Consider the following 18,594-nt stretch of genomic DNA (forward strand, 5'->3'; position numbering starts at 1 on the left):
ACCAAGTTAACTAATTGGCAACGTAAAAACAAGTTCTGCACCTGTTTTTATATGTTTAGAGGCCCAAATTTTTCCACCGTGTTTTTCTATAATTTGTCGGGTAATCGCTAAGCCTAATCCACTGCCTTCTGGCTTAATAGTATTTTGATGTTGAGATTGATAAAATTTATCAAAAATAAAGTCGATATCTTCAAGAGGTATCCCCTTTCCATTGTCTCTTACCACAATCTCAAGCACTTCGTTGCCTAGCCTATAATCTATTTCAATGTGTCCAGATTCTGGCTCACAAAATTTCAAAGCATTTGAAAGCAAATTGTACAACACCTGAATAATTCTATCTTCATCACAATTCAAATAAAAACGATGTACATTTTTTATGTTTATTTTGATTCCTTTTTTAGCTGCAATATGTTGCGTGCGTTCTACTGCCGTTCTCATGGTTTGTTGAATATCCAGAGAACCTTTATTTAATTTAAGTCGCCCTGTCTCCATCTTTTCAAAATCCAGAATATTATTAATGAGTCGCCCTAGCCTATCTGAATCTTGAAGGATGTTATTCAGGAACTGTTTTTTAATTTCCTTTGGCATATCATCCTCTTCATCCATTAAAAGTTCTGTAGCAGCTCTAATACCTGTAATAGGCGTTTTTAACTCGTGTGCTACCGTATCTAAAAACTCATCTTTTTGCTTATCCTTAACTACAAGCTCTTCATTTACATCTTTTAATTTTGAAGATAATTGCGAGAGCTCGTCTGATTTTTCAAGAAGCATTTTATTACTTACGATATTCTTCTTAGATTCTTCTAAAATTTTTAGCACCTCTACTAAACTTATTTGCTCTTCTTTAACCACACTAGAAATTAATATTTTAGCAGAAGCACTACCTATACTTCCCGTCAAAAGTTTTTCTGAAAAATTGATCAGTCTAGCATCTGCTAATTGCGTATCTAATGGTAAATTATACTTTGTGAAAAATAATTTTAAGGCTCTAGCCGCTTTAGTTTCTCCTAAAAACCGAATAAGGACATTTTTTATATCTGCTACGTAGGCTTCTCCCTTCCAAACCAATGCACTGTCTTGTAAGGCGGTAAAATTGTTACTATCTACAAACATTTCCGCATAATTACGCTCTCGATAATTCCCTTTCGTCATAATTGAAAACACGAGATAGCAGAGTAAATTAACTAGCATGCTCCAAAAAAAAGCATGTGCTGGCGGACTCAAAAAATCAATTCCAAAAAGAGCATATGGCTTAAGGGCGCTAATACCAAATAATCCTAATTCTGTAAAATTCTCACGTCCCGTTGCTGATATCGTAAATGGAAGTATTAAGGTATATACGGTTATAAGAAAACCAACAATAATTCCTATTACAGCCCCTTTAGAAGAACCACGGTTCCAAAATAATCCAATAAAAAAAGAAGGCGCCAGTTGTCCTATAATTACAAATGAAATTAGCCCTATGGCGTACAACGATAATTCGCTCGAAAAAGAGACATAAAAGAAATACGCTATGATAATAATGGTAAAAATAGAAATCCGACGAATATTCTTAATATACTTCGCATTCCGTTCTGTTTGATTTCTAATGAATTTATCTAAAAAGCCATACGGAATAATTAAATTGTTGCTCACCATTGTGGAGAGTGCTAATGTAGAAACCACCACCATGAAAATGACTGCAGAGAATCCTCCAAGAAATACTAAAGTGGCTAGAAATGAATTGCCATTCTTTAAAGGTAAAAGTAAGGTGTAATATTCTGAATTCGCAGTGCCTCCAAAAGTTATCTCTCCCGCCCAAGCAATGAAAATTACGAATATGTTAAACAACAGCAGGTAAAGTGGAAATAACCAGATCGCTTTTTTTAAATATTTTTCTCTGGTATTTTCCAATACTGAAACCTGAAATTGTCTAGGCAATAAAAAGATGGCCATAAATGACAATCCAATCATAAAAAACCAATTAAACCCTTCTTCCAATCCTGAGAGACCGGTTAGTTCTTTAAAATTTGCTCTAGTCGCTATTTGCGTATAAATATCGGTGGTGCCATCAAATAAATAGAAGGTTACATAAACACCAATAACTAAGAAGAACACTAATTTTAATACCGATTCAAAAGTTACTGCCGCAATGATTCCAGTGTGTTTTTCTGACGCATCTGCTTTTTGTGTGCCAAAAAACGTTGCGAATATGGCTAAAAGTAGCGCCACATAAAAGGTAGAATCATTAAAAATATTTGTTGAAACATGCGGAAAATTATCGCCCATAATTTCAAAGGTTTCTGAAACTGCTTTTAGTTGTAACGAAATATATGGAATGGTACCAAAAAGACAAACCAAGGTAACTAGAGCTCCCAGAAACCTATTATTCCCATACCGCAGAGAAATGAAATCTGCTATGGAAGAGATTTTATTTTGCTTAGAAATTCGTATTACTTTACGAAGCACTACAATCCATAAAGGTGCAGCAATAACAGGACCTAAATAAATTGGCAGAAAATCAATTCCAGAATTGGCCGCAATCCCGATACTGCCATAGTACGTCCAAGCAGAACAATAAACAGCTAAAGACAAAGTGTACACATAGGGATTGTTTACCCATTTGCTTTTTTTCTTCTTTTCCGCCAAAAAAGCAATGAAAAACAGCACTGCTAAATACACAACGATAATAATGATTAACAAGTAATTATTCATAGTATCGCTTTAGAACAATTCCTGAAATTACAATAGAAAGTAACCAAATAGAAAACATTGAAAAGTAAAACGTAGGAATACCAAATAACGCCCCTTCAAAATTAAAAATTAAGACAAAGGGTACATTAAATAGTAGAAATAAAGCAATCGAGAGGACGACTAGTTTTTGTTCATGACGTTTCTTCATGTTTAGTTATTAGTTGATACACTAGGCTGTTTACCGTGTATAAAGTAGTGAAAAAAAATCATTTTATTACATCAATAAAAATCAGCATCACAAAAATTGCAATGCTGATTTTAGGTTAACTAACTAATTTTAATTTAATACCCTTCCGCTATTCAAACGATATCTCATGCATAAAAGAGTATTTATTTTTAATGTCCAGAAGCCTCTCCCGCCCCAGAAGGTATTCTAATATTTTCTACAATATCCTGAACATTTTCTGGTGGCGCAGGTGTCATTCTCGAGATCACAACAGAGAAGACAAAGTTTACGAACATAGCGACCGTACCAAATCCTTCAGGTGATATACCAAACCACCAACTAGATTTTAAACTATCAACAGCTTCTTTACCTCCATCAAAGATTCCAAATTTAAATTTCAGCATATAAAATAGCATTAAGCCCAAACCTATTACCATACCTGCAATGGCCCCTTCTTTATTCATACGTTTATCGAAGATTCCTAATACAATTGCCGGAAAGAATGAGGCGGCAGCAAGACCAAAGGCTAATGCGACGACAGCAGCAACAAATCCTGGAGGATTGATCCCAAAATAACCTGCAATTACTACTGCAACTGTAGCTGCAAGACGCGCAGCAATAAGCTCACCTTTTTCACTAATTGTTGGCATCAAAATTTTCTTGAATAAATCATGAGAAATAGAAGATGCTATTACTAATAATAAACCTGCCGCTGTAGATAATGCTGCAGCCAATCCTCCTGCTCCTACCAATGCAATTACCCAATTGGGTAATTTTGCTATCTCAGGATTTGCGAGTACCATTATATCACGGTCAATAGTAAGTTCATTTATATTCTTATCTGCCACATATTGAACTACACCATCATTATTTTTGTCCTCATATTTCAAGAGTCCCGTTTTCTCCCAATTTGCAAACCATTCTGGCAATCCGTCGTATGGCTTATTACTAACTGTTTCTATAAGATTAACTCTTGCAAACACCGCTACAGCCGGAATTGTAGTATACATGATTGCAATAAATAATAAAGCCCAACCTGCAGATTTCCGTGCATCTTTTACCCGAGGTACTGTAAAGAAACGGACAATAACATGAGGTAAACCAGCCGTACCCGCCATCAAGGCTAGTGTTATTGCAAACACATCTATCATAGATTTACTTCCTGTAGTATACTCACTAAAACCTAGTTCTGCATGTAAACCATCTAATTTGTCCAAAAGGTAAGCGCCATCATCACCTGTACCACCAAATCCTAATTGGGGAATAGCATTTCCCGTCATTTCAAACGAAATAAAAATTGCTGGAACCATAAACGCAAAAATAAGAACACAATATTGCGCTACTTGAGTATAGGTAATTCCTTTCATCCCACCAAGTACTGCATAGAAGAGTACGATAGTCATACCAATATAAACACCAGTCTCAATATCTACTTCTAAATATCTTGAAAAAACAATGCCCACCCCTCTCATTTGACCAGCAACATAGGTAAATGATACTATTAAAGCCGCAATGACAGCCACGATACGGGCTACATTAGAATAATACCGATCTCCAATAAAATCTGGTACTGTAAATTTTCCAAATTTCCTTAAATAAGGCGCGAGCAGCAAAGCTAAAAGCACATACCCACCGGTCCACCCCATGAGGTAAACAGAGCCATCATAGCCCCCGAAGGAGACTATACCTGCTAATGATATAAATGATGCTGCAGACATCCAATCGGCTGCAGTTGCCATACCATTGATAATTGGTGGCACACCACCTCCTGCAACGTAAAATTCTTTTGAAGATCCTGCTCTAGCCCAAATTGCAATCCCGATATAAAGTGCAAAAGTGATCCCTACGAGTATCCAGGTCCAAGTTAGTATTCCCATAATATATTTGTTTTTTTAGTTAGTTTATTCGTCAACACCGTATTTTTTATCCAACTTATTCATCAATCGTATATAGACGAATATGAGTACAACAAACACGTAAATAGACCCTTGTTGTGCAAACCAGAACCCTAGCTTGAAGCCTCCCATTTTTATCTCGTTTAATTGATCGACCATTAAGATTCCAAAAACGAAGGAAACTAAAAACCAAATGGATAATAGAATAGTTAGGTACCGCAGGTTTTCTTTCCAGTACGCTGTTGCGTTTTTTTGTTTATCAGACATAATTTTTATTTTTATAGGTAAATCATCGCTTGAAGCGATATAATATTAGAATCTACTGCGCCAAAACTTTGATTTTGATATTCTAAAGTTAATTTTGAGTTGTGACCACTCATAAAAGCATTTACTCCAATACCAAAGGTATTTCGGTTGTCCTCTACAGCATCATAACTATGGGTGCCATAGCTTAAATAAGGTTGGTACCTTGTCTTTGTAATGTCTCCTTTGAAAACGTAACCTACATGCCCGTAAAGCATATTCCCTGTGCCATAGGCACTGAATAAATAATCTTTTCCGTAATCACTAGATTGAAACATTGCATAAGCAGTTACCGCACTACCATCTTCGCCAATTGGCGCATCATAGAAAGCATCTGCCGCGAAAATTGAGACATCTTCTCCTACTAAATTAGGAGCGGCTATAGTACCATTGTCTATAACAGATCCCTTCGGATGTAGAAAGAAGCCCGCTCCTATATTGAACACTTTTTTACTTCCCACATACGTTCCTACTTTATAGGGCAAGAAGTTAGATTCTTGATCCAAAAAATGATAATCGAAGTATCCGGCATAGGCTTTACCAGCATCTTTAGACCCCAAAGTAGCACGCCCGTTATAAACCGCAGAACTATTTACCGCCGCAGTTCGTGAATCTAGAGAAGAGGCCGAAGCATCATTGATTGCCACCCGGTATTGCAACCGATCAAAATTTCCTTTGGCAAAAAATCCTAAATGACGTGCAAACTGATCTGATAACCCAATAGTTGCCCAAGCTTGACGATGGTTATCCATCGTCATCATGTTTAAGGTACTCTGATTATTTAATCTTGAAATACCATTAAAATAGTGCAAGCCTCCGCCTAGCGTTAGATCATCGCCTATAGTATATTGTGCCCAAACTCCGTGAAAAAATAGTTGAGAACCATCTCCTTTTCCTGTAGGACTTAGGGTAGTGCTTGTTAAACTATTGAGTCCAAAATGCGTTAAGATTAAAAAATCTTTATTGATTTGTGCAAACATTAATACACGTGCTCGTCGTAGATTGAAGTTTAGACGACTATTCTCATTACCATTGGCATCAAAAGTATCCTCCGTATTATAATTGGCTTGTACTTGTGCCCAGGAAATAACTCTCATATATTTTGAGCCATCCTCATTAAATTTAAATTTAAGACCTCCGGTATAATCAGGAGAGCCTTGGGCATTTATAATCTGAAAGGAGGCGAGAAATACCCCTATCCATATTAGTGTTTGTTTTCCCATTGTTACGTTGATTAATAAGTGAATAATTGGTTTTGTGTGCACCACTAATCTCCTAAAAACAATTTGTTAACAAAAAAATAATATATTATTTTGTTAAATAGCTATACTTAATCCTTAAAACGTTCCCATTTTATAAGCATAAATTTATCTCCTAACTCTGTTACTACGACTCCTGCCCCCTTAATATTTTCAGCATTTAGAAAGTACTTACCTAGCTCTATTGCATTTAATATTTTATAGGTAGGGTGGTAGCTAGAATTGTAAGGACGTTTAATATTATACTTCTTGATCCAGTTCATAATACTAACATGAGACACCCCAAGAATACGTTCTATCTCCCGATATGACAATCCCTCTAAATACAACTGAAGCGACTTGTTTATGTAATAATCATCTATCTTCTTTCCTATCTTATTTACAGAAAAGAAATAACTACATTGTTTACACTTATACCGCTGCCTATTATTGACAATTCCGCTTTTAATTTTATGGTCTGACCCACAATTAGGACATAGTTCAATTTTCATATATACCAAATTAGCATAAATATATTAATTTAGCACTATTAATTTTGAGACTCATATGTTATTTACCAGCATACAACTCCCTAATTAACATGTATTTATGTGCTAATCACTAGAAATCATACGAACTTCATCTGTAGTAACTTATAGTAAAACTGACGTAAATGGTGATAGATCTAGCCATAATAGCCTATAAAAAATCCCAGCAAACTTAAATTTACTGGGATTTTTTTATAGGAGTACCATAGGCTCACCTACTCATTATAATGAACATACTTTTTTAATATGGCATCCTCACAAATAAAGGAAAGGTTATCATTATAAATGCCCTTATATTCAGAATACACTTCTCCACAAGATTTCTCATTGTAATGATTAATAATCACCAATTTTCCCGCATTTAAAAAGCTTTGTGCTCCAGATTGATCCCACCAATTTTTTTCATCGGTATAAGATTCATACAGGACACCATCAAAATCGGCCGCATCTTCTACCCTGTTTTTCGCCATACATTTCATTCCTTTTGAATGCACATAAGCACATAACTCTTGGTAATAAACAATAGCTTCACTTTTTGATGCTGTTATTTTATAAGTGGTTCTAGCTTCATCATCAAAAGCCCAGTCCATATTATCAAACTCTACCCAGTCAAACCCCCAAGCAGCAATCTTATCTGTTCTCGCCTTCATTACTTCTAGTACTCCAGTTGTAGTTTCTTTTACAAAGAACTCATCGGGCCATTCACCCCAAGGAGTGGCTACTAAGTAAGGCTTTATTTGTTCATAGTCATCTCTATAAGTTTCACCCGTACCAATACTGATATAAGCGCCTACTTGGTTACCGTTTGCCTGTATCGCAGCTACATGATCCGTTACCTCTTCTTGAAAAGGATCTAATAAAACGTATCCATTTTTGGCATTGTCTAAAATAGTACTAATCTTATCTGCTTCAAAATTTTCTTGGTATGCTTGGTTGTAAATAGGAATAGCACTACTTATTAGCGGAGTGCCCGTGTCATCTTCAGGATCAGCAGATCTAGTGTTTTCTTCGCTGCTGCAGGAAAAAATTGATAATAAGAGACTTATAATTAAAAAATATTTCATTGTAATACCATTTATTGAGCAAAGTTTTTCTGTAAAATAGCTAATTTATAAATTAAGCTTTCTTTAATTTCCTTTAGATTAATTGTAGCATCTTTTAATCCATGAATATCTGTTTTGCAGGCTCTACAGCTTTCTCTTTCCAAATTATTTTCAGTGCCGCATTCACATTTCCAAACATCAATTTCTTTATCTGAAAACGATTCTTTAGATCTCATAAAGCTAGCTGTAACAGGAAATTTCTCCTCGAGCACCAAAATAGTTTCTTCTATCAATTTTAGATCAGATGTATAATAGGCCTTCTTATGCATTCCTGCAATGGAAGCGCCCAAAATATTTAAATACCGCTTCTTGCTCGTCAGTAGTTTTAAGTTTTTATCATAATCTACCATATGCAATTCTTGTATTACTTCAAGTACATACTCCAAATCTCTATCTTCATTGCGTTCTAAGAAATCAAAAATCTGGGTAATCGTGTCTTCTCTTTCAAGCGTATCAAAAAATAACTTAATATTTTCTTTGACATCAAACTGGCTTAAGTTATTGGTGAGCTTGGTCAAAAGAAAAGGAATTAATTCTGACACTTGATTTTCTATAATTTGATTCCACTTGTTTTCAGTTAAAATCAATTCGTCTTTCTCTGCACTTTACAGGAGTTGCGCTTTTAACGACAATTGTTCAAAAGCTTCTAAATTTATGGATGTTGAATTCTTTATGATATTCTTAGCCTTTCCGGCAACTCTTACCGCTGTACCCATTGCTGTAACCATCAACATTGATTTTCATTGCGCAGAAATCTCATCATTGTCAATACTGAGACCAATAACGTAATTGGCATTTAAATAATGGGCACGTCTTTTAAGTTCTATAATAGCTTCTTCATTAATCTTTTCTAATGATTTGGTATACGTATTAGACTTACCTCCAATAACATCCCGAAATCCTGTTAGTACATCTTCAAAGAAATTCATCCCAATAACGATAGTTACAGAAATAGGTTCCAAGTATTCTACTATTTCAACATTCTGCAGAGAAGAAGTTGTTGTTACTTTTATATGCTTAAAATTTTCCATTTTTTACAACTGTAGTGTTTAATTTAACTTAATCGGCGTTCTATAAAATTATCCCCTAATCGAAATAATTTTAGTGCTTTAGTACAACGCAAAAATGAGGATATATATTCTACCAGGAAAACAAACATACATTGTAACTTATAAATAAACGTCAATAGACTATTTCAATCACCTCTCTAAAAGTACTTAAACAAAGCTATAAAAGTGATTTGAGTTTTATTTTTTAGCATTTGAGTTCATTTAAAAAATAATCTATTATTAGTTTTATAGTTCTAAAAACATGTCAGTTGCATCCAAAATAAAACAAAATAAGTTATGGAATTATTTAACTACTATTATAGCGTAATTAATAAGCATACCGGAGAAGTAATACTATCAAATAGGACAAACATCAATCACTTAAAGCCTTATGTCTCTGATGCACTATTTGAATATCTAGAAACAGAATCTATAATTGGAAGATTAAATGCTTCACGATTAGCTGATGACGATATAATGTGTGTCATAAAAAAAACAGTTGGATCAAAAGCATCCTAAAAAACAAAAGCCTGTAAATTTCTTTACAGGCTTTTTCACGGCATTTAAACAATTTTTTAAGCGTTAATTCCAGCCGCCACCTAGTGCTTTATACATCGTGGTCTGTGCAATCAATTGATCTTTTTTAGTTTCAATAAGCTCAATAGTAGCCTCTAGCGCATCACGCTGCGTTAAAAGCACCTCCATATAATCTGCTCTAGCGGACTGAAACAAACGTATGGAAATATCAATAGACTCTGTTAACGCATCTACTTGGCCTACTTTTAAATCAAAACTTTTCTTTAAATTATCTATATTAGAAAGTTCATTTGAAACCTCTATATAGGCATTTAAGATTGCTTTTTCATATTCAAAAACTGCTTGTATCTGCTTGTCATTAGCATTTTTATATGCCGCTTTAATCGCATTTCTATTAATTAAAGGTCCTACAACATCACCCACAACAGAATACAAAAGAGATTCTGGAGTTGTATTTAAATACTTCGGTTTAAAAGCCTCTAAACCTAAACTTGCTGTTATATCAAATGAAGGATAGAAATTAGCTTTTGCTACGCTTATATTTAATTTAGCCGCCTCTAATTCTAATTCTGCTTGGCGAACATCGGTACGATTTAAAAGTAACTGAGAAGGTACACCTGCATACATAGCATCAACAGATGTCGTGACAAAATCTCCAGAACTACGAGCTACCGTTTGTGGCGATCTACCCATCAGAAAATTAATCTTATTTTCTATCGCTACGATCTCTTGCTTTAGTTCAAATCTATGGCTTCTATTTTTTAAAACTTCAGCCTCGAACTTTTTGACCGCCAACTCTGTGGCTCTTGCTGCTTGCTTTTGAAGCTTAACCATAGTAAGCGCATGTTCCTGAAGCTCTAAATTCTGATCAATTATGGCCAACTGACTATCAACGGCGAGTAACTCATAATAAGAATTAGCTATTTCTGAAACCAAACTCGTCACCATAAAATTCTTACCTTCTACAGTAGATAAATACTCAAAAACAGCAGATTTTTTAGCATTGCGCAACTTCTTCCATACATCAATTTCCCAAGAAGCTTTTAGACCAAAAGCATAGTTGGTCAACGGTTCTGGAAACTCCTCTCCCTCTCTAATATCAAGGTTTTTTTCGACAGCGCCATTACGCGTGTACTCCCCTACTTTTTCAACCTCAGCACCACCAAAATAATTGACAAAAGGCAAATACTCCCCTTTTCGCGCTTTTATTTCATTTTTAGACATATCTACGCGTTGAAGCATGATATTTAACTCTTGGTTATGCACCAATGCTGTGTCTATTAAAGAAATTAGATAAGGGTCTGAAAAAAATTCGCGCCATTTCATCTTAGCGGTATTTACAGTATCTATAGGTTGATTTGCATACTGTTCTGGAACGCTGGTATCCTCTTCTTTTAGCGTTCTCGTTGGTACACAAGCATAGACACTTACTAGTGCTAAAAGACCTACCAAAGAGGACCATCTATAGCCTATGAGCTTGCTTTTATTAAATTTCATCCTCATTTTTTTTGGTTAATTTTTTCAATAATTTTTTTACTTCTCGAAGTGTTGCTTTTGTCTTACCTCCGGCTTCACTCTCTCTAATAAATTCTTCTGAAACAGGCTCCGTAGCTTCTCCTTTAATTAAACTTCTTCCGTCTGCCATAGTTGCAAATATGTAATATAATCCTGGGATAATTAAAACGCCGATAAAAGTCCCCATTAACATACCTCCCATGGCAGAACCACCAATAGTTTTGTTTCCAATTGCACCCGCGCCATGCGCCACAACTAAAGGAATCAATCCTGCTATAAAAGCAAAAGAAGTCATTAAAATTGGTCTAAACCTTACTCTTGCTCCTTCAATGGCAGCCTCAAGAATTGTACTTCCTTGACGCCTTTTCTGAACTGCAAACTCCACAATAAGCACTCCGTTTTTCCCCAAAAGCCCAACTAACATAATAAGTCCAATTTGCGCATAGACATCATTGGCTAACCCCATAGTCTTCAATAATACAAATGAACCTAGAACACCAACAGGAAGTGATAAAATAATCGCAAAAGGAAGTAAAAAACTTTCATATTGAGCGGCAAGAACAAAGTATACAAAGATTAGAACTACCATGAAAATATAAAGTGATTCGTTCCCTCGCTGCGCCTCATCATACGACAAGCCCTCCCAAGCAATATCATAGCCTCTTGGCAGTGTTTCTTTGGCTACTTCTTTTATCGCAGTGATAGCATCGCCAGTGGTAAATCCGTTGGAAGGAAGTCCGTTTATTGATGCTGAGTTATATAAGTTATAACGTGTAATTTCATTTGGTCCCAAACGCTTTTCCATGGTCATAAATGCAGAATACGGAACCATTTCTCCCTCTTCATTCTTTACAAATAATTTTTCAAGGTCTGAGGGTAATGCTCTGTATTCTGGAGCTGCTTGTGTATACACTTTAAAAAATCTTCCGAAGCGGATAAACCCTTGTTCATAAGTACTACCTATCAAAATGTTTAAGTTCTCCATTGCTTTATCAATAGAAACCCCTTTTTGCATGGCAATTTTATTATTAATTTTTAACTCATACTGAGGGTAATTCGCGGAAAAGAAGGTAAACAAGCCTGTTAGTTCTTCCCGTTTAGCTAGCGCATCCATAAAATTCTTATTGATTTTATCAAACTCTTGATAATCCGTACCATTGGTTTTATCTAACAAACGCATTGAGAAGCCTCCTGAAGATCCAAAACCTGGTACAGCTGGTGGTTCAAAGTACTCAATGACTGCACCCAAATTTTTAGTTTCCTCTTCTAGCTCTTCCATGATTTCATGTACGGAATGCTCCCGGTCAGACCAAGGCTTAAGGTTAATCAAACAAGTACCTGCATTTGAACCACGCCCTTCTGTCATAATTTCATATCCTGCTAAAGAAGAGACAGATTCTACACCTGCTGTTTCCTCACATATCTTCTGTAATTTTCTAGCAATATCATTTGTTCGCTCTAGGGTAGATCCTGGTGGGGTTTGGATTATCGCATAAATCATCCCCTGATCTTCATTTGGAATAAAACCAGCGGGTAGTGCTTCGTTTGTAACAAATACCCCAACACAAAATGCTATTAAGATCCCAAAAGTCAAAACTCTTCTCGCAACAATTTTATTCAAAATGTTCACATACCTTCCCGTAAGCTTTTCAAAACCTCTATTGAACCAAGCAATAAATTTATCTATCGGTGATTTCTTCTTAGGTTTGCCATGATCATTTTTAAGAATCATTGCACAGAGAACCGGGGTTAATGTAAGCGCTACTACCGCAGATAAAATGATAGACCCAGCCATGGTTATGGAAAATTGTCTATAAAATACTCCAACAGGGCCCGACATAAATGCAATCGGAATAAAAACCGATACCATCACCAATGTTATCGCTATAATAGCACCTCCTATTTCATTTACGACTAGCTTTACGGCTTCAAAAGGACCTAAATGGGTTTCTTCCATTTTTGCATGTACGGCTTCTACAACAACAATAGCATCATCAACGACAATACCAATAGCTAGCACTAAAGCAAATAAGGTTATTAAATTAATTGACAAACCAAACAATTGCATAATAAAGAAGGCTCCAATCAATGAAACAGGCACTGCGATGATAGGAATTAAAGTAGACCTCCAATCTCCTAAAAATAGGAATACCACTATAGCTACCAGTATAAAAGCATCTCTAAGTGTATGAATAACTTGCTCTATAGACGCATTCAAAAAGTTAGAAACATCATAACTAATTCTGTACTCCATACCAGAAGGTAAATCCTCCTTCAACTCTTTTAATTTGTCCTTGACTTCTGCTATAACATCACTTGCATTGCTGCCAAAAGTTTGTTTTAAAACAATTGATGCTGAAGGCTTACCATCTAAATTGGAATAGATATCAAAAAACTCACTACCAAGCTCCACATCCGCTAGGTCTCCTAATTTTAAAATCTCCCCTTCCTCGTTGGCCTTGATGATAATATCTTCGTATTGCTCTGGTTCGTCATACCTATCTTGGTACATTAATACATACTCTAAAGATTGCGAAGTTTTACCTGAGCTCTGCCCTATTCTACCGGGTCTTGCCAAAATACTTTGCTCCTCCATTGCTTTTAATATTTCTTCTGCAGAAACATTATATGCGCGCATGCGATCTGGTTTCAGCCAAACACGAATAGCATACTTGCGACTCCCTAAGATCTGAGCACTCGCTATCCCATCAATTCGCTGAATTTCAGGGATCATCTTAGTATATGCATAATTGTAGAGAAATAATTCATGGTCATCCACATTATCACTATACAAGTTTACGTACATCAACATGCTTGGTTGTACTGGCGTAATAATTACCCCTTCACGCTGTACCAAGTCTGGCAATAAAGGCATAACCTGATCTACTCTTGTTTTTACCCGGACTACTGCCTGATTAGGGTCTGTACCCGGTTCAAAGATGATACGCAACGTCCCTTCCCCAGCACTTGTAGCATCTGACGCGATATAACGCATGCCTTGCACACCATTTATAGCCGTTTCTAAAGGTATTAATGTAGATTTAACCAATACATCTGCACTTGAACCAGGATAGGCTATAAAAATGTTTACGGTAGTTGGTGCAATCTCTGGAAATTGTGATATGGGTAATTGCTTTATAGAAAGCAGCCCCGTAAATACGATTATTACCGATATGACAATTGCCAATACCGGTCTTTTTATAAAATTACTGAACATGTCTTTTTTGGATTAGTTTTATTACTCAGCGTAAACCGCCAACTTAGAAATCACCTCATTAGGTTCCATAAATTCAGTGCTAATTTTCTCATTATTTTTCACCATACGGATACCATCTAACAAAAATTTATCTGAAGCCTTCAAACCTTTACTTATTACGTATAAATGGGGCAATTCTGCAGCGATAAAAATTTCAGTCTGTCTGACAATATTCTCCTGATCTACCACAAACACGTATTTTTTATCTAGAATTTCGAATGTTGCTTTCTGTGGTATAATTAATGCATCTTTATAAGGAGTGGTCATTAAAATACTCCCAGTTTCTCCGTGTCTTAATATTCTATCTGGGTTATTAAAGGTTGCTCTAAAAGCAATATTTCCAGTCTGATTATTAAAATCCGCCTCTATAGTTTCTACAATACCACTTTGATTAAATGGTTTGTTATTTGCCATTAGAAGCCTAACTTCTTTCTTTTCCTTCTTATCAAAGCTCATGATATAATCTAAGTATTCTGCTTCTGGAACATTAAAGTACACCCACATTTTACTATTATCAGAAAGTGTAGTTAATAATTCTCCTTCATCTAACAAGCTTCCTTCTCGTACATGTAAATGATCCATAATCCCATCAAAAGGTGCTGTGATATTTGTAAATCCTAAGTGGATTTTTGCTAGTGACACTTCAGCATTGGCTTTATCAAAATTAGCTTTAGCCATAGAAAGTTCATTTTCTGACACCACCTGACCATCAGCTAATAATTGTGTGTTTTTCAATTCAATTTCTGCAACTTTTGCTTCTGCAGCTGCTTTTTGTAAATCTGCTTGATACACATTAGGCATAATTTGGAACATCGCCTGTCCCTTTTTTACTGTTTGTCCTTCATCCACCGAAATGTTTTTAAGATATCCTCTTTCCAAAGCACGAACTTCTATATGCCTAATAGAATGAATTTGACTAACATAGTCTTTAGTTATTGAGGTGTCTTTTTTAATAGGACTGGTAACAAGAAATTTAGTTTCTTCATGTTTTTCCTCTTTTTTTGCTCCGCAGCTTGTAAGCATTAAGAATACAAGCAAGCCAATAAACATAGGAGTTTTACTCATAGTTTTACTAGTTTAAAATAAATGATTTTTTAAGTTTGAAATAGCGGCAAGCCTAAATTCTATTTGGATTAGAACTCACCTGTTTTGTTGTAAATAATTTAAAAAGAAATACTAAGTAGCACACGGAAGATGTTGGCTACCAAAGAATGTATCAGATACGATACACCTGAAAACGCACGTAGTGTTTAAAACAAACTGCAACGCATTTAGCTTCAAAAGAACGTATGTCTTTTAAAAGTTTGTAAGAAAGCTGTTTTACACTATCATGATCAAAAGAGTGATCAGAAAAAGTAAGGTTACTAATTTTTTCTTGAGAAGAAACGCGCTCTTCATTCTCTTCTTCAACATCTGAGATTTCGGCAAAATGTCTTTTATGCGCATTGAAATCTTGCGCTTCTACAAACTGAAGAATTGACGGATCGTCATTCAAATAGTTTCCGTAACGTTCTAAAGAATTAAAATTTTGAAATATAAAGGAGTCCCCAACATTGGAGTTACTGGCATTGCATCCGTTGGTGATTAGAATGCAAATTAGAAGTAAAAATTGCCCGAATGCCTTTTTCATCAAGGGACCAAAATTATACTATGAAACCGTAGTGGACAAACATATGGTTGTTAAAAATAGTTAAATTCCCTATTCTAAATACGTATTATTATTTCACTAAAAATAAGCGGTATTTACTGCTAATAGTGGCCATTTACAGTCCTAAAATAGAACTAAGTACAATTATTTAAACTTTCTTTTAAATAACAATTCGCAATAACTACCCCCTTAAAATAGGTTTACTATAATGTGTCATCACTATTTTTACAAACCCTTAATTTCAAGTCCACATTTTCTTATACTTTTTAGTATACCATTAAAAAAGCTTAAGTTTAGTACTGAGAACTAATTAATCTATCAAAACTTTAAACCAAAATGAAAAAAAGACTAACTCCCTACCTTCCTATGCTACTAAGCTTACTATTTTTTTCTTGCCAAGAGAAACCAAAAGAGGTTAAAGAAGTAGCTGAAGAAACTATAGAACAAAAGGCACAACGTATTCACCAGAATGTAATTACTATAGACACTCACAATGATATTAATGTAGCACATTTTACAGATAGCATAAATTACACACAACGCTTAGACACTCAAATAAATCTTCCTAAGATGGTAGAAGGTGGTTTAGATGTTTCTTGGTTAATTGTTTACACAGGACAAGATTCTTTAACTCCTGCAGGCTATAAAAAAGCAGAAATTAATGCCTTAGAAAAATTTGATGCCATACATCTTTTATGCGAAAAAATTGCTCCAGAGAAAATTGAATTAGCTCTTACATCTGATGAGGTACGAAGAATTCATAAAGCAGGAAAAAAAGTAGCAATGATTGGGGTGGAAAATGCCTACCCTATTGGAGAAAACCTTTCTAATTTCAAAAAATATTATGACTTAGGAGCTCGTTACATCTCCTTATCACATAATGGCCATAGTCAGTTTTCTGATTCTAATACAGGAGAAAATGATAGTATTTGGCTTCATAATGGGTTAAGTGATTTAGGCAAACAGGGAATTGTAGAAATGAATAAGCTCGGGGTTATGATTGATATTTCTCATCCATCTAAAGAAGCTATGAAGCAAATGATTGCTTTATCTAAAGCACCTATCATCGCCTCCCATTCTTCTGCACGTAAACTTTGTGATCACAGTAGAAATTTAGATGATGAACAACTTCTTTTATTAAAAGAAAACGGTGGTGTTATACAAACGGTAGCTTTTAGTTCTTATCTAAATACTGAAAAGCATGAGGCCAGAGCTGCTTACCTGAAAGGTATTTACACTAAAATAGCCGATTCTCTTGACCTTAAACTTTATGAGCGTTCCGAAATAGGAGCCCTTAGTGCTGATGAAAAGAAAGCTTTTTTTGCTGATTATACTAAAGTGAAAAAAATTGGAAAAGAACTAGTGGCGACAGATACAAACGCCCCTCCTGCCGTAAATGTATCTGATTTTATTGACCATGTAGATTACCTAGTAAAATTGATAGGTATTGATCATGTAGGCTTAAGTTCTGATTTTGACGGTGGTGGCGGAATTGAAGGTTGGGATGATGCCGCTGAAACCTATAATGTAACTTTAGAATTGGTAAAAAGGGGGTATTCTGAGGAAGATATTGCTAAACTTTGGGGAGGCAACTTACTTCGTGTTTTAGATAAAGTACAAGCAGTTGCTAAAACTCTATAAAAAGAGTAGGTAGAACTTAAGCTGTTCTACCTATTCTTTCATTCTCTATCTCCTTTAAAAGATGTTCGAATTTTATATCGGTAAGGGGTTTACTTATAAAGTCTTTTACAATACTATATTCTTTTGATTTTTCTATATCTCCAGAAAAAATAGAAGAACTTAAAATATACACTCTTGTTTTACTTTCTATATCTGGAATTTTACAGAATTCATCTAAAAAATCCCAACCATCCATAATTGGCATATTTAAATCTAAAAATATTACTTCTGGAAGTTCTTGATTAGACTTTAGCAATGCCTCCAAATCATCTAAGGCTTCTTGGCCATTCTCAAAAACCGTAATTGTAGAGCAGAATTTACCATTGCTATTTAAAATAACTTTTGTCCCGTATACAAATATTGGATCATCATCAATAATACAAACAGTGTCGATTTTCATAGCATTCAGAATCAAAGACGAACAACAAATGTAAGACAAATCCTATAACAACAAAAGAACTTCTGCTTTAATTTGATTTTAGCAACCATTCTTTTTCACCATTGCTCTCTTTTTTCGAAAATAAATGAAAACCATTTTTCTCATAAAATTGTTTTAGGCCTTCTTCTTCAATGGTCAACCAAAAAGAATTGCTCGGATACTCCTGCCGTATATTTTGCAACCATAGAGAGCCTAAATTCTCTCCTCTTCTAGCCTCTATAACCCATAAATATCCAATATAATAACTATTTGACGCTAATAGCTTTTCTGCTACTTCTTTAAACAATTGCATATCTGCAGTCATTTCTTTGAAAATAATTCCTCCTGCCAGAATAGCGCCCTCTTCCTTTAGAACAACAATTTCTGAAGTTCCGGATAATTTGCTCCAAACTACTTTTAGCGCATCTTGCCAATCTAAGGGTAGCATATCAATAAAAGTACCTGGAGGACCTACATATTTAGAAAAATCTAACGCCATACTTTT

17 protein-coding genes are annotated in these 18,594 nt (G+C 35.1%); 1 reads left to right on the top strand and 16 read right to left on the bottom strand.

What is annotated here, in order from left to right; translation table 11 throughout:
• Nucleotides 1-6: 6 nt before the first annotated feature.
• From BLQ19_RS04545 to BLQ19_RS04610, 14 genes are all read right to left on the bottom strand, one after another.
• Complete coding sequence (locus tag BLQ19_RS04545) at nt 7-2,694, bottom strand: sensor histidine kinase (protein ID WP_074537549.1); 2,688 nt, start codon at nt 2,692-2,694, stop codon at nt 7-9.
• Nucleotides 2,687-2,881 (bottom strand): hypothetical protein, encoded by a 195-nt coding sequence (locus BLQ19_RS04550; protein ID WP_024479430.1) that lies wholly within the window; start codon nt 2,879-2,881, stop codon nt 2,687-2,689. Before BLQ19_RS04550 ends, BLQ19_RS04545 begins: the two co-directional genes overlap by 8 nt.
• A gap of 188 nt (nt 2,882-3,069) precedes the next feature.
• Entirely contained in the window at nt 3,070-4,776 is a 1,707-nt protein-coding gene (locus BLQ19_RS04555; RefSeq protein ID WP_074537550.1) for a sodium:solute symporter family protein, read from the bottom strand.
• Between the two features lie 24 nt (nt 4,777-4,800).
• Nucleotides 4,801-5,061 (bottom strand): DUF4212 domain-containing protein, encoded by a 261-nt coding sequence (locus tag BLQ19_RS04560; RefSeq protein WP_029445393.1) that lies wholly within the window; start codon nt 5,059-5,061, stop codon nt 4,801-4,803.
• 11 nt (nt 5,062-5,072) lie between these two features.
• Nucleotides 5,073-6,320 (bottom strand): hypothetical protein, encoded by a 1,248-nt coding sequence (locus BLQ19_RS04565; RefSeq protein WP_034667418.1) that lies wholly within the window; start codon nt 6,318-6,320, stop codon nt 5,073-5,075.
• 107 nt (nt 6,321-6,427) lie between these two features.
• A complete protein-coding gene (locus BLQ19_RS04570; protein ID WP_074537551.1) occupies nt 6,428-6,847 on the bottom strand; it encodes a transposase-like zinc-binding domain-containing protein in 420 nt (139 codons plus the stop codon).
• 251 nt (nt 6,848-7,098) lie between these two features.
• Nucleotides 7,099-7,947 carry an endo alpha-1,4 polygalactosaminidase gene (locus BLQ19_RS04575; protein ID WP_074537552.1) on the bottom strand — a complete coding sequence of 283 codons (849 nt, stop codon included), beginning with the start codon at nt 7,945-7,947 and terminating at the stop codon, nt 7,099-7,101.
• A gap of 11 nt (nt 7,948-7,958) precedes the next feature.
• Nucleotides 7,959-8,573: a hypothetical protein gene (locus BLQ19_RS04580; protein ID WP_074537553.1), complete on the bottom strand. Its 615-nt coding sequence runs from the start codon at nt 8,571-8,573 to the stop codon at nt 7,959-7,961.
• A gap of 18 nt (nt 8,574-8,591) precedes the next feature.
• Nucleotides 8,592-8,714, bottom strand: coding sequence for a hypothetical protein (locus tag BLQ19_RS21715; protein ID WP_302846549.1), 123 nt, complete (start codon nt 8,712-8,714; stop codon nt 8,592-8,594).
• Between the two features lie 12 nt (nt 8,715-8,726).
• Nucleotides 8,727-9,017 (bottom strand): YbjQ family protein, encoded by a 291-nt coding sequence (locus BLQ19_RS04585; protein ID WP_083332188.1) that lies wholly within the window; start codon nt 9,015-9,017, stop codon nt 8,727-8,729.
• Between the two features lie 600 nt (nt 9,018-9,617).
• Entirely contained in the window at nt 9,618-11,069 is a 1,452-nt protein-coding gene (locus BLQ19_RS04595) for a TolC family protein (RefSeq protein ID WP_074537555.1), read from the bottom strand.
• Nucleotides 11,059-14,304, bottom strand: coding sequence for an efflux RND transporter permease subunit (locus BLQ19_RS04600; RefSeq protein ID WP_074537556.1), 3,246 nt, complete (start codon nt 14,302-14,304; stop codon nt 11,059-11,061). Before BLQ19_RS04600 ends, BLQ19_RS04595 begins: the two co-directional genes overlap by 11 nt.
• A 21-nt stretch (nt 14,305-14,325) precedes the next feature.
• On the bottom strand, nt 14,326-15,408 hold the full coding sequence (locus BLQ19_RS04605) for an efflux RND transporter periplasmic adaptor subunit (protein WP_074537557.1): 1,083 nt from the start codon (nt 15,406-15,408) through the stop codon (nt 14,326-14,328).
• Between the two features lie 151 nt (nt 15,409-15,559).
• Nucleotides 15,560-15,973 (bottom strand): hypothetical protein, encoded by a 414-nt coding sequence (locus tag BLQ19_RS04610; protein ID WP_074537558.1) that lies wholly within the window; start codon nt 15,971-15,973, stop codon nt 15,560-15,562.
• 354 nt (nt 15,974-16,327) lie between these two features.
• On the opposite strand from BLQ19_RS04610, the gene BLQ19_RS04615 reads away from it, so the two are divergent.
• On the top strand, nt 16,328-17,632 hold the full coding sequence (locus BLQ19_RS04615) for a dipeptidase (RefSeq protein ID WP_074537559.1): 1,305 nt from the start codon (nt 16,328-16,330) through the stop codon (nt 17,630-17,632).
• A 16-nt stretch (nt 17,633-17,648) separates the two neighbouring features.
• Here the strand turns inward: BLQ19_RS04615 and BLQ19_RS04620 are convergent, their stop codons facing one another.
• Together BLQ19_RS04620 and BLQ19_RS04625 are read right to left on the bottom strand one after the other, a co-directional pair.
• The gene (locus BLQ19_RS04620; protein WP_024479417.1) at nt 17,649-18,071 is read right to left on the bottom strand and encodes a response regulator; all 423 of its coding nucleotides are present in this window, start codon (nt 18,069-18,071) and stop codon (nt 17,649-17,651) included.
• Between the two features lie 67 nt (nt 18,072-18,138).
• Entirely contained in the window at nt 18,139-18,588 is a 450-nt protein-coding gene (locus BLQ19_RS04625) for a GNAT family N-acetyltransferase (RefSeq protein ID WP_024479416.1), read from the bottom strand.
• Nucleotides 18,589-18,594 lie beyond the last annotated feature (6 nt).

The organism is Cellulophaga baltica, assembly GCF_900102165.1.
Lineage (GTDB): Bacteria > Bacteroidota > Bacteroidia > Flavobacteriales > Flavobacteriaceae > Cellulophaga > Cellulophaga baltica.

Bases quoted from the DNA above. Each gene is read 5' to 3' on its own strand.
- BLQ19_RS04545 (WP_074537549.1), bottom strand. From the start codon at position 2,694: ATGAATAATTACTTGTTAATCATTATTATCGTTGTGTATTTAGCAGTG.
- BLQ19_RS04550 (WP_024479430.1), bottom strand. From the start codon at position 2,881: ATGAAGAAACGTCATGAACAAAAACTAGTCGTCCTCTCGATTGCTTTA.
- BLQ19_RS04555 (WP_074537550.1), bottom strand. From the start codon at position 4,776: ATGGGAATACTAACTTGGACCTGGATACTCGTAGGGATCACTTTTGCA.
- BLQ19_RS04560 (WP_029445393.1), bottom strand. From the start codon at position 5,061: ATGTCTGATAAACAAAAAAACGCAACAGCGTACTGGAAAGAAAACCTG.
- BLQ19_RS04565 (WP_034667418.1), bottom strand. From the start codon at position 6,320: ATGGGAAAACAAACACTAATATGGATAGGGGTATTTCTCGCCTCCTTT.
- BLQ19_RS04570 (WP_074537551.1), bottom strand. From the start codon at position 6,847: ATGAAAATTGAACTATGTCCTAATTGTGGGTCAGACCATAAAATTAAA.
- BLQ19_RS04575 (WP_074537552.1), bottom strand. From the start codon at position 7,947: ATGAAATATTTTTTAATTATAAGTCTCTTATTATCAATTTTTTCCTGC.
- BLQ19_RS21715 (WP_302846549.1), bottom strand. From the start codon at position 8,714: ATGGTTACAGCAATGGGTACAGCGGTAAGAGTTGCCGGAAAGGCTAAG.
- BLQ19_RS04585 (WP_083332188.1), bottom strand. From the start codon at position 9,017: ATGGAAAATTTTAAGCATATAAAAGTAACAACAACTTCTTCTCTGCAG.
- BLQ19_RS04595 (WP_074537555.1), bottom strand. From the start codon at position 11,069: ATGAAATTTAATAAAAGCAAGCTCATAGGCTATAGATGGTCCTCTTTG.
- BLQ19_RS04600 (WP_074537556.1), bottom strand. From the start codon at position 14,304: ATGTTCAGTAATTTTATAAAAAGACCGGTATTGGCAATTGTCATATCG.
- BLQ19_RS04605 (WP_074537557.1), bottom strand. From the start codon at position 15,408: ATGAGTAAAACTCCTATGTTTATTGGCTTGCTTGTATTCTTAATGCTT.
- BLQ19_RS04610 (WP_074537558.1), bottom strand. From the start codon at position 15,973: ATGAAAAAGGCATTCGGGCAATTTTTACTTCTAATTTGCATTCTAATC.
- BLQ19_RS04615 (WP_074537559.1), top strand. From the start codon at position 16,328: ATGAAAAAAAGACTAACTCCCTACCTTCCTATGCTACTAAGCTTACTA.
- BLQ19_RS04620 (WP_024479417.1), bottom strand. From the start codon at position 18,071: ATGAAAATCGACACTGTTTGTATTATTGATGATGATCCAATATTTGTA.
- BLQ19_RS04625 (WP_024479416.1), bottom strand. From the start codon at position 18,588: ATGGCGTTAGATTTTTCTAAATATGTAGGTCCTCCAGGTACTTTTATT.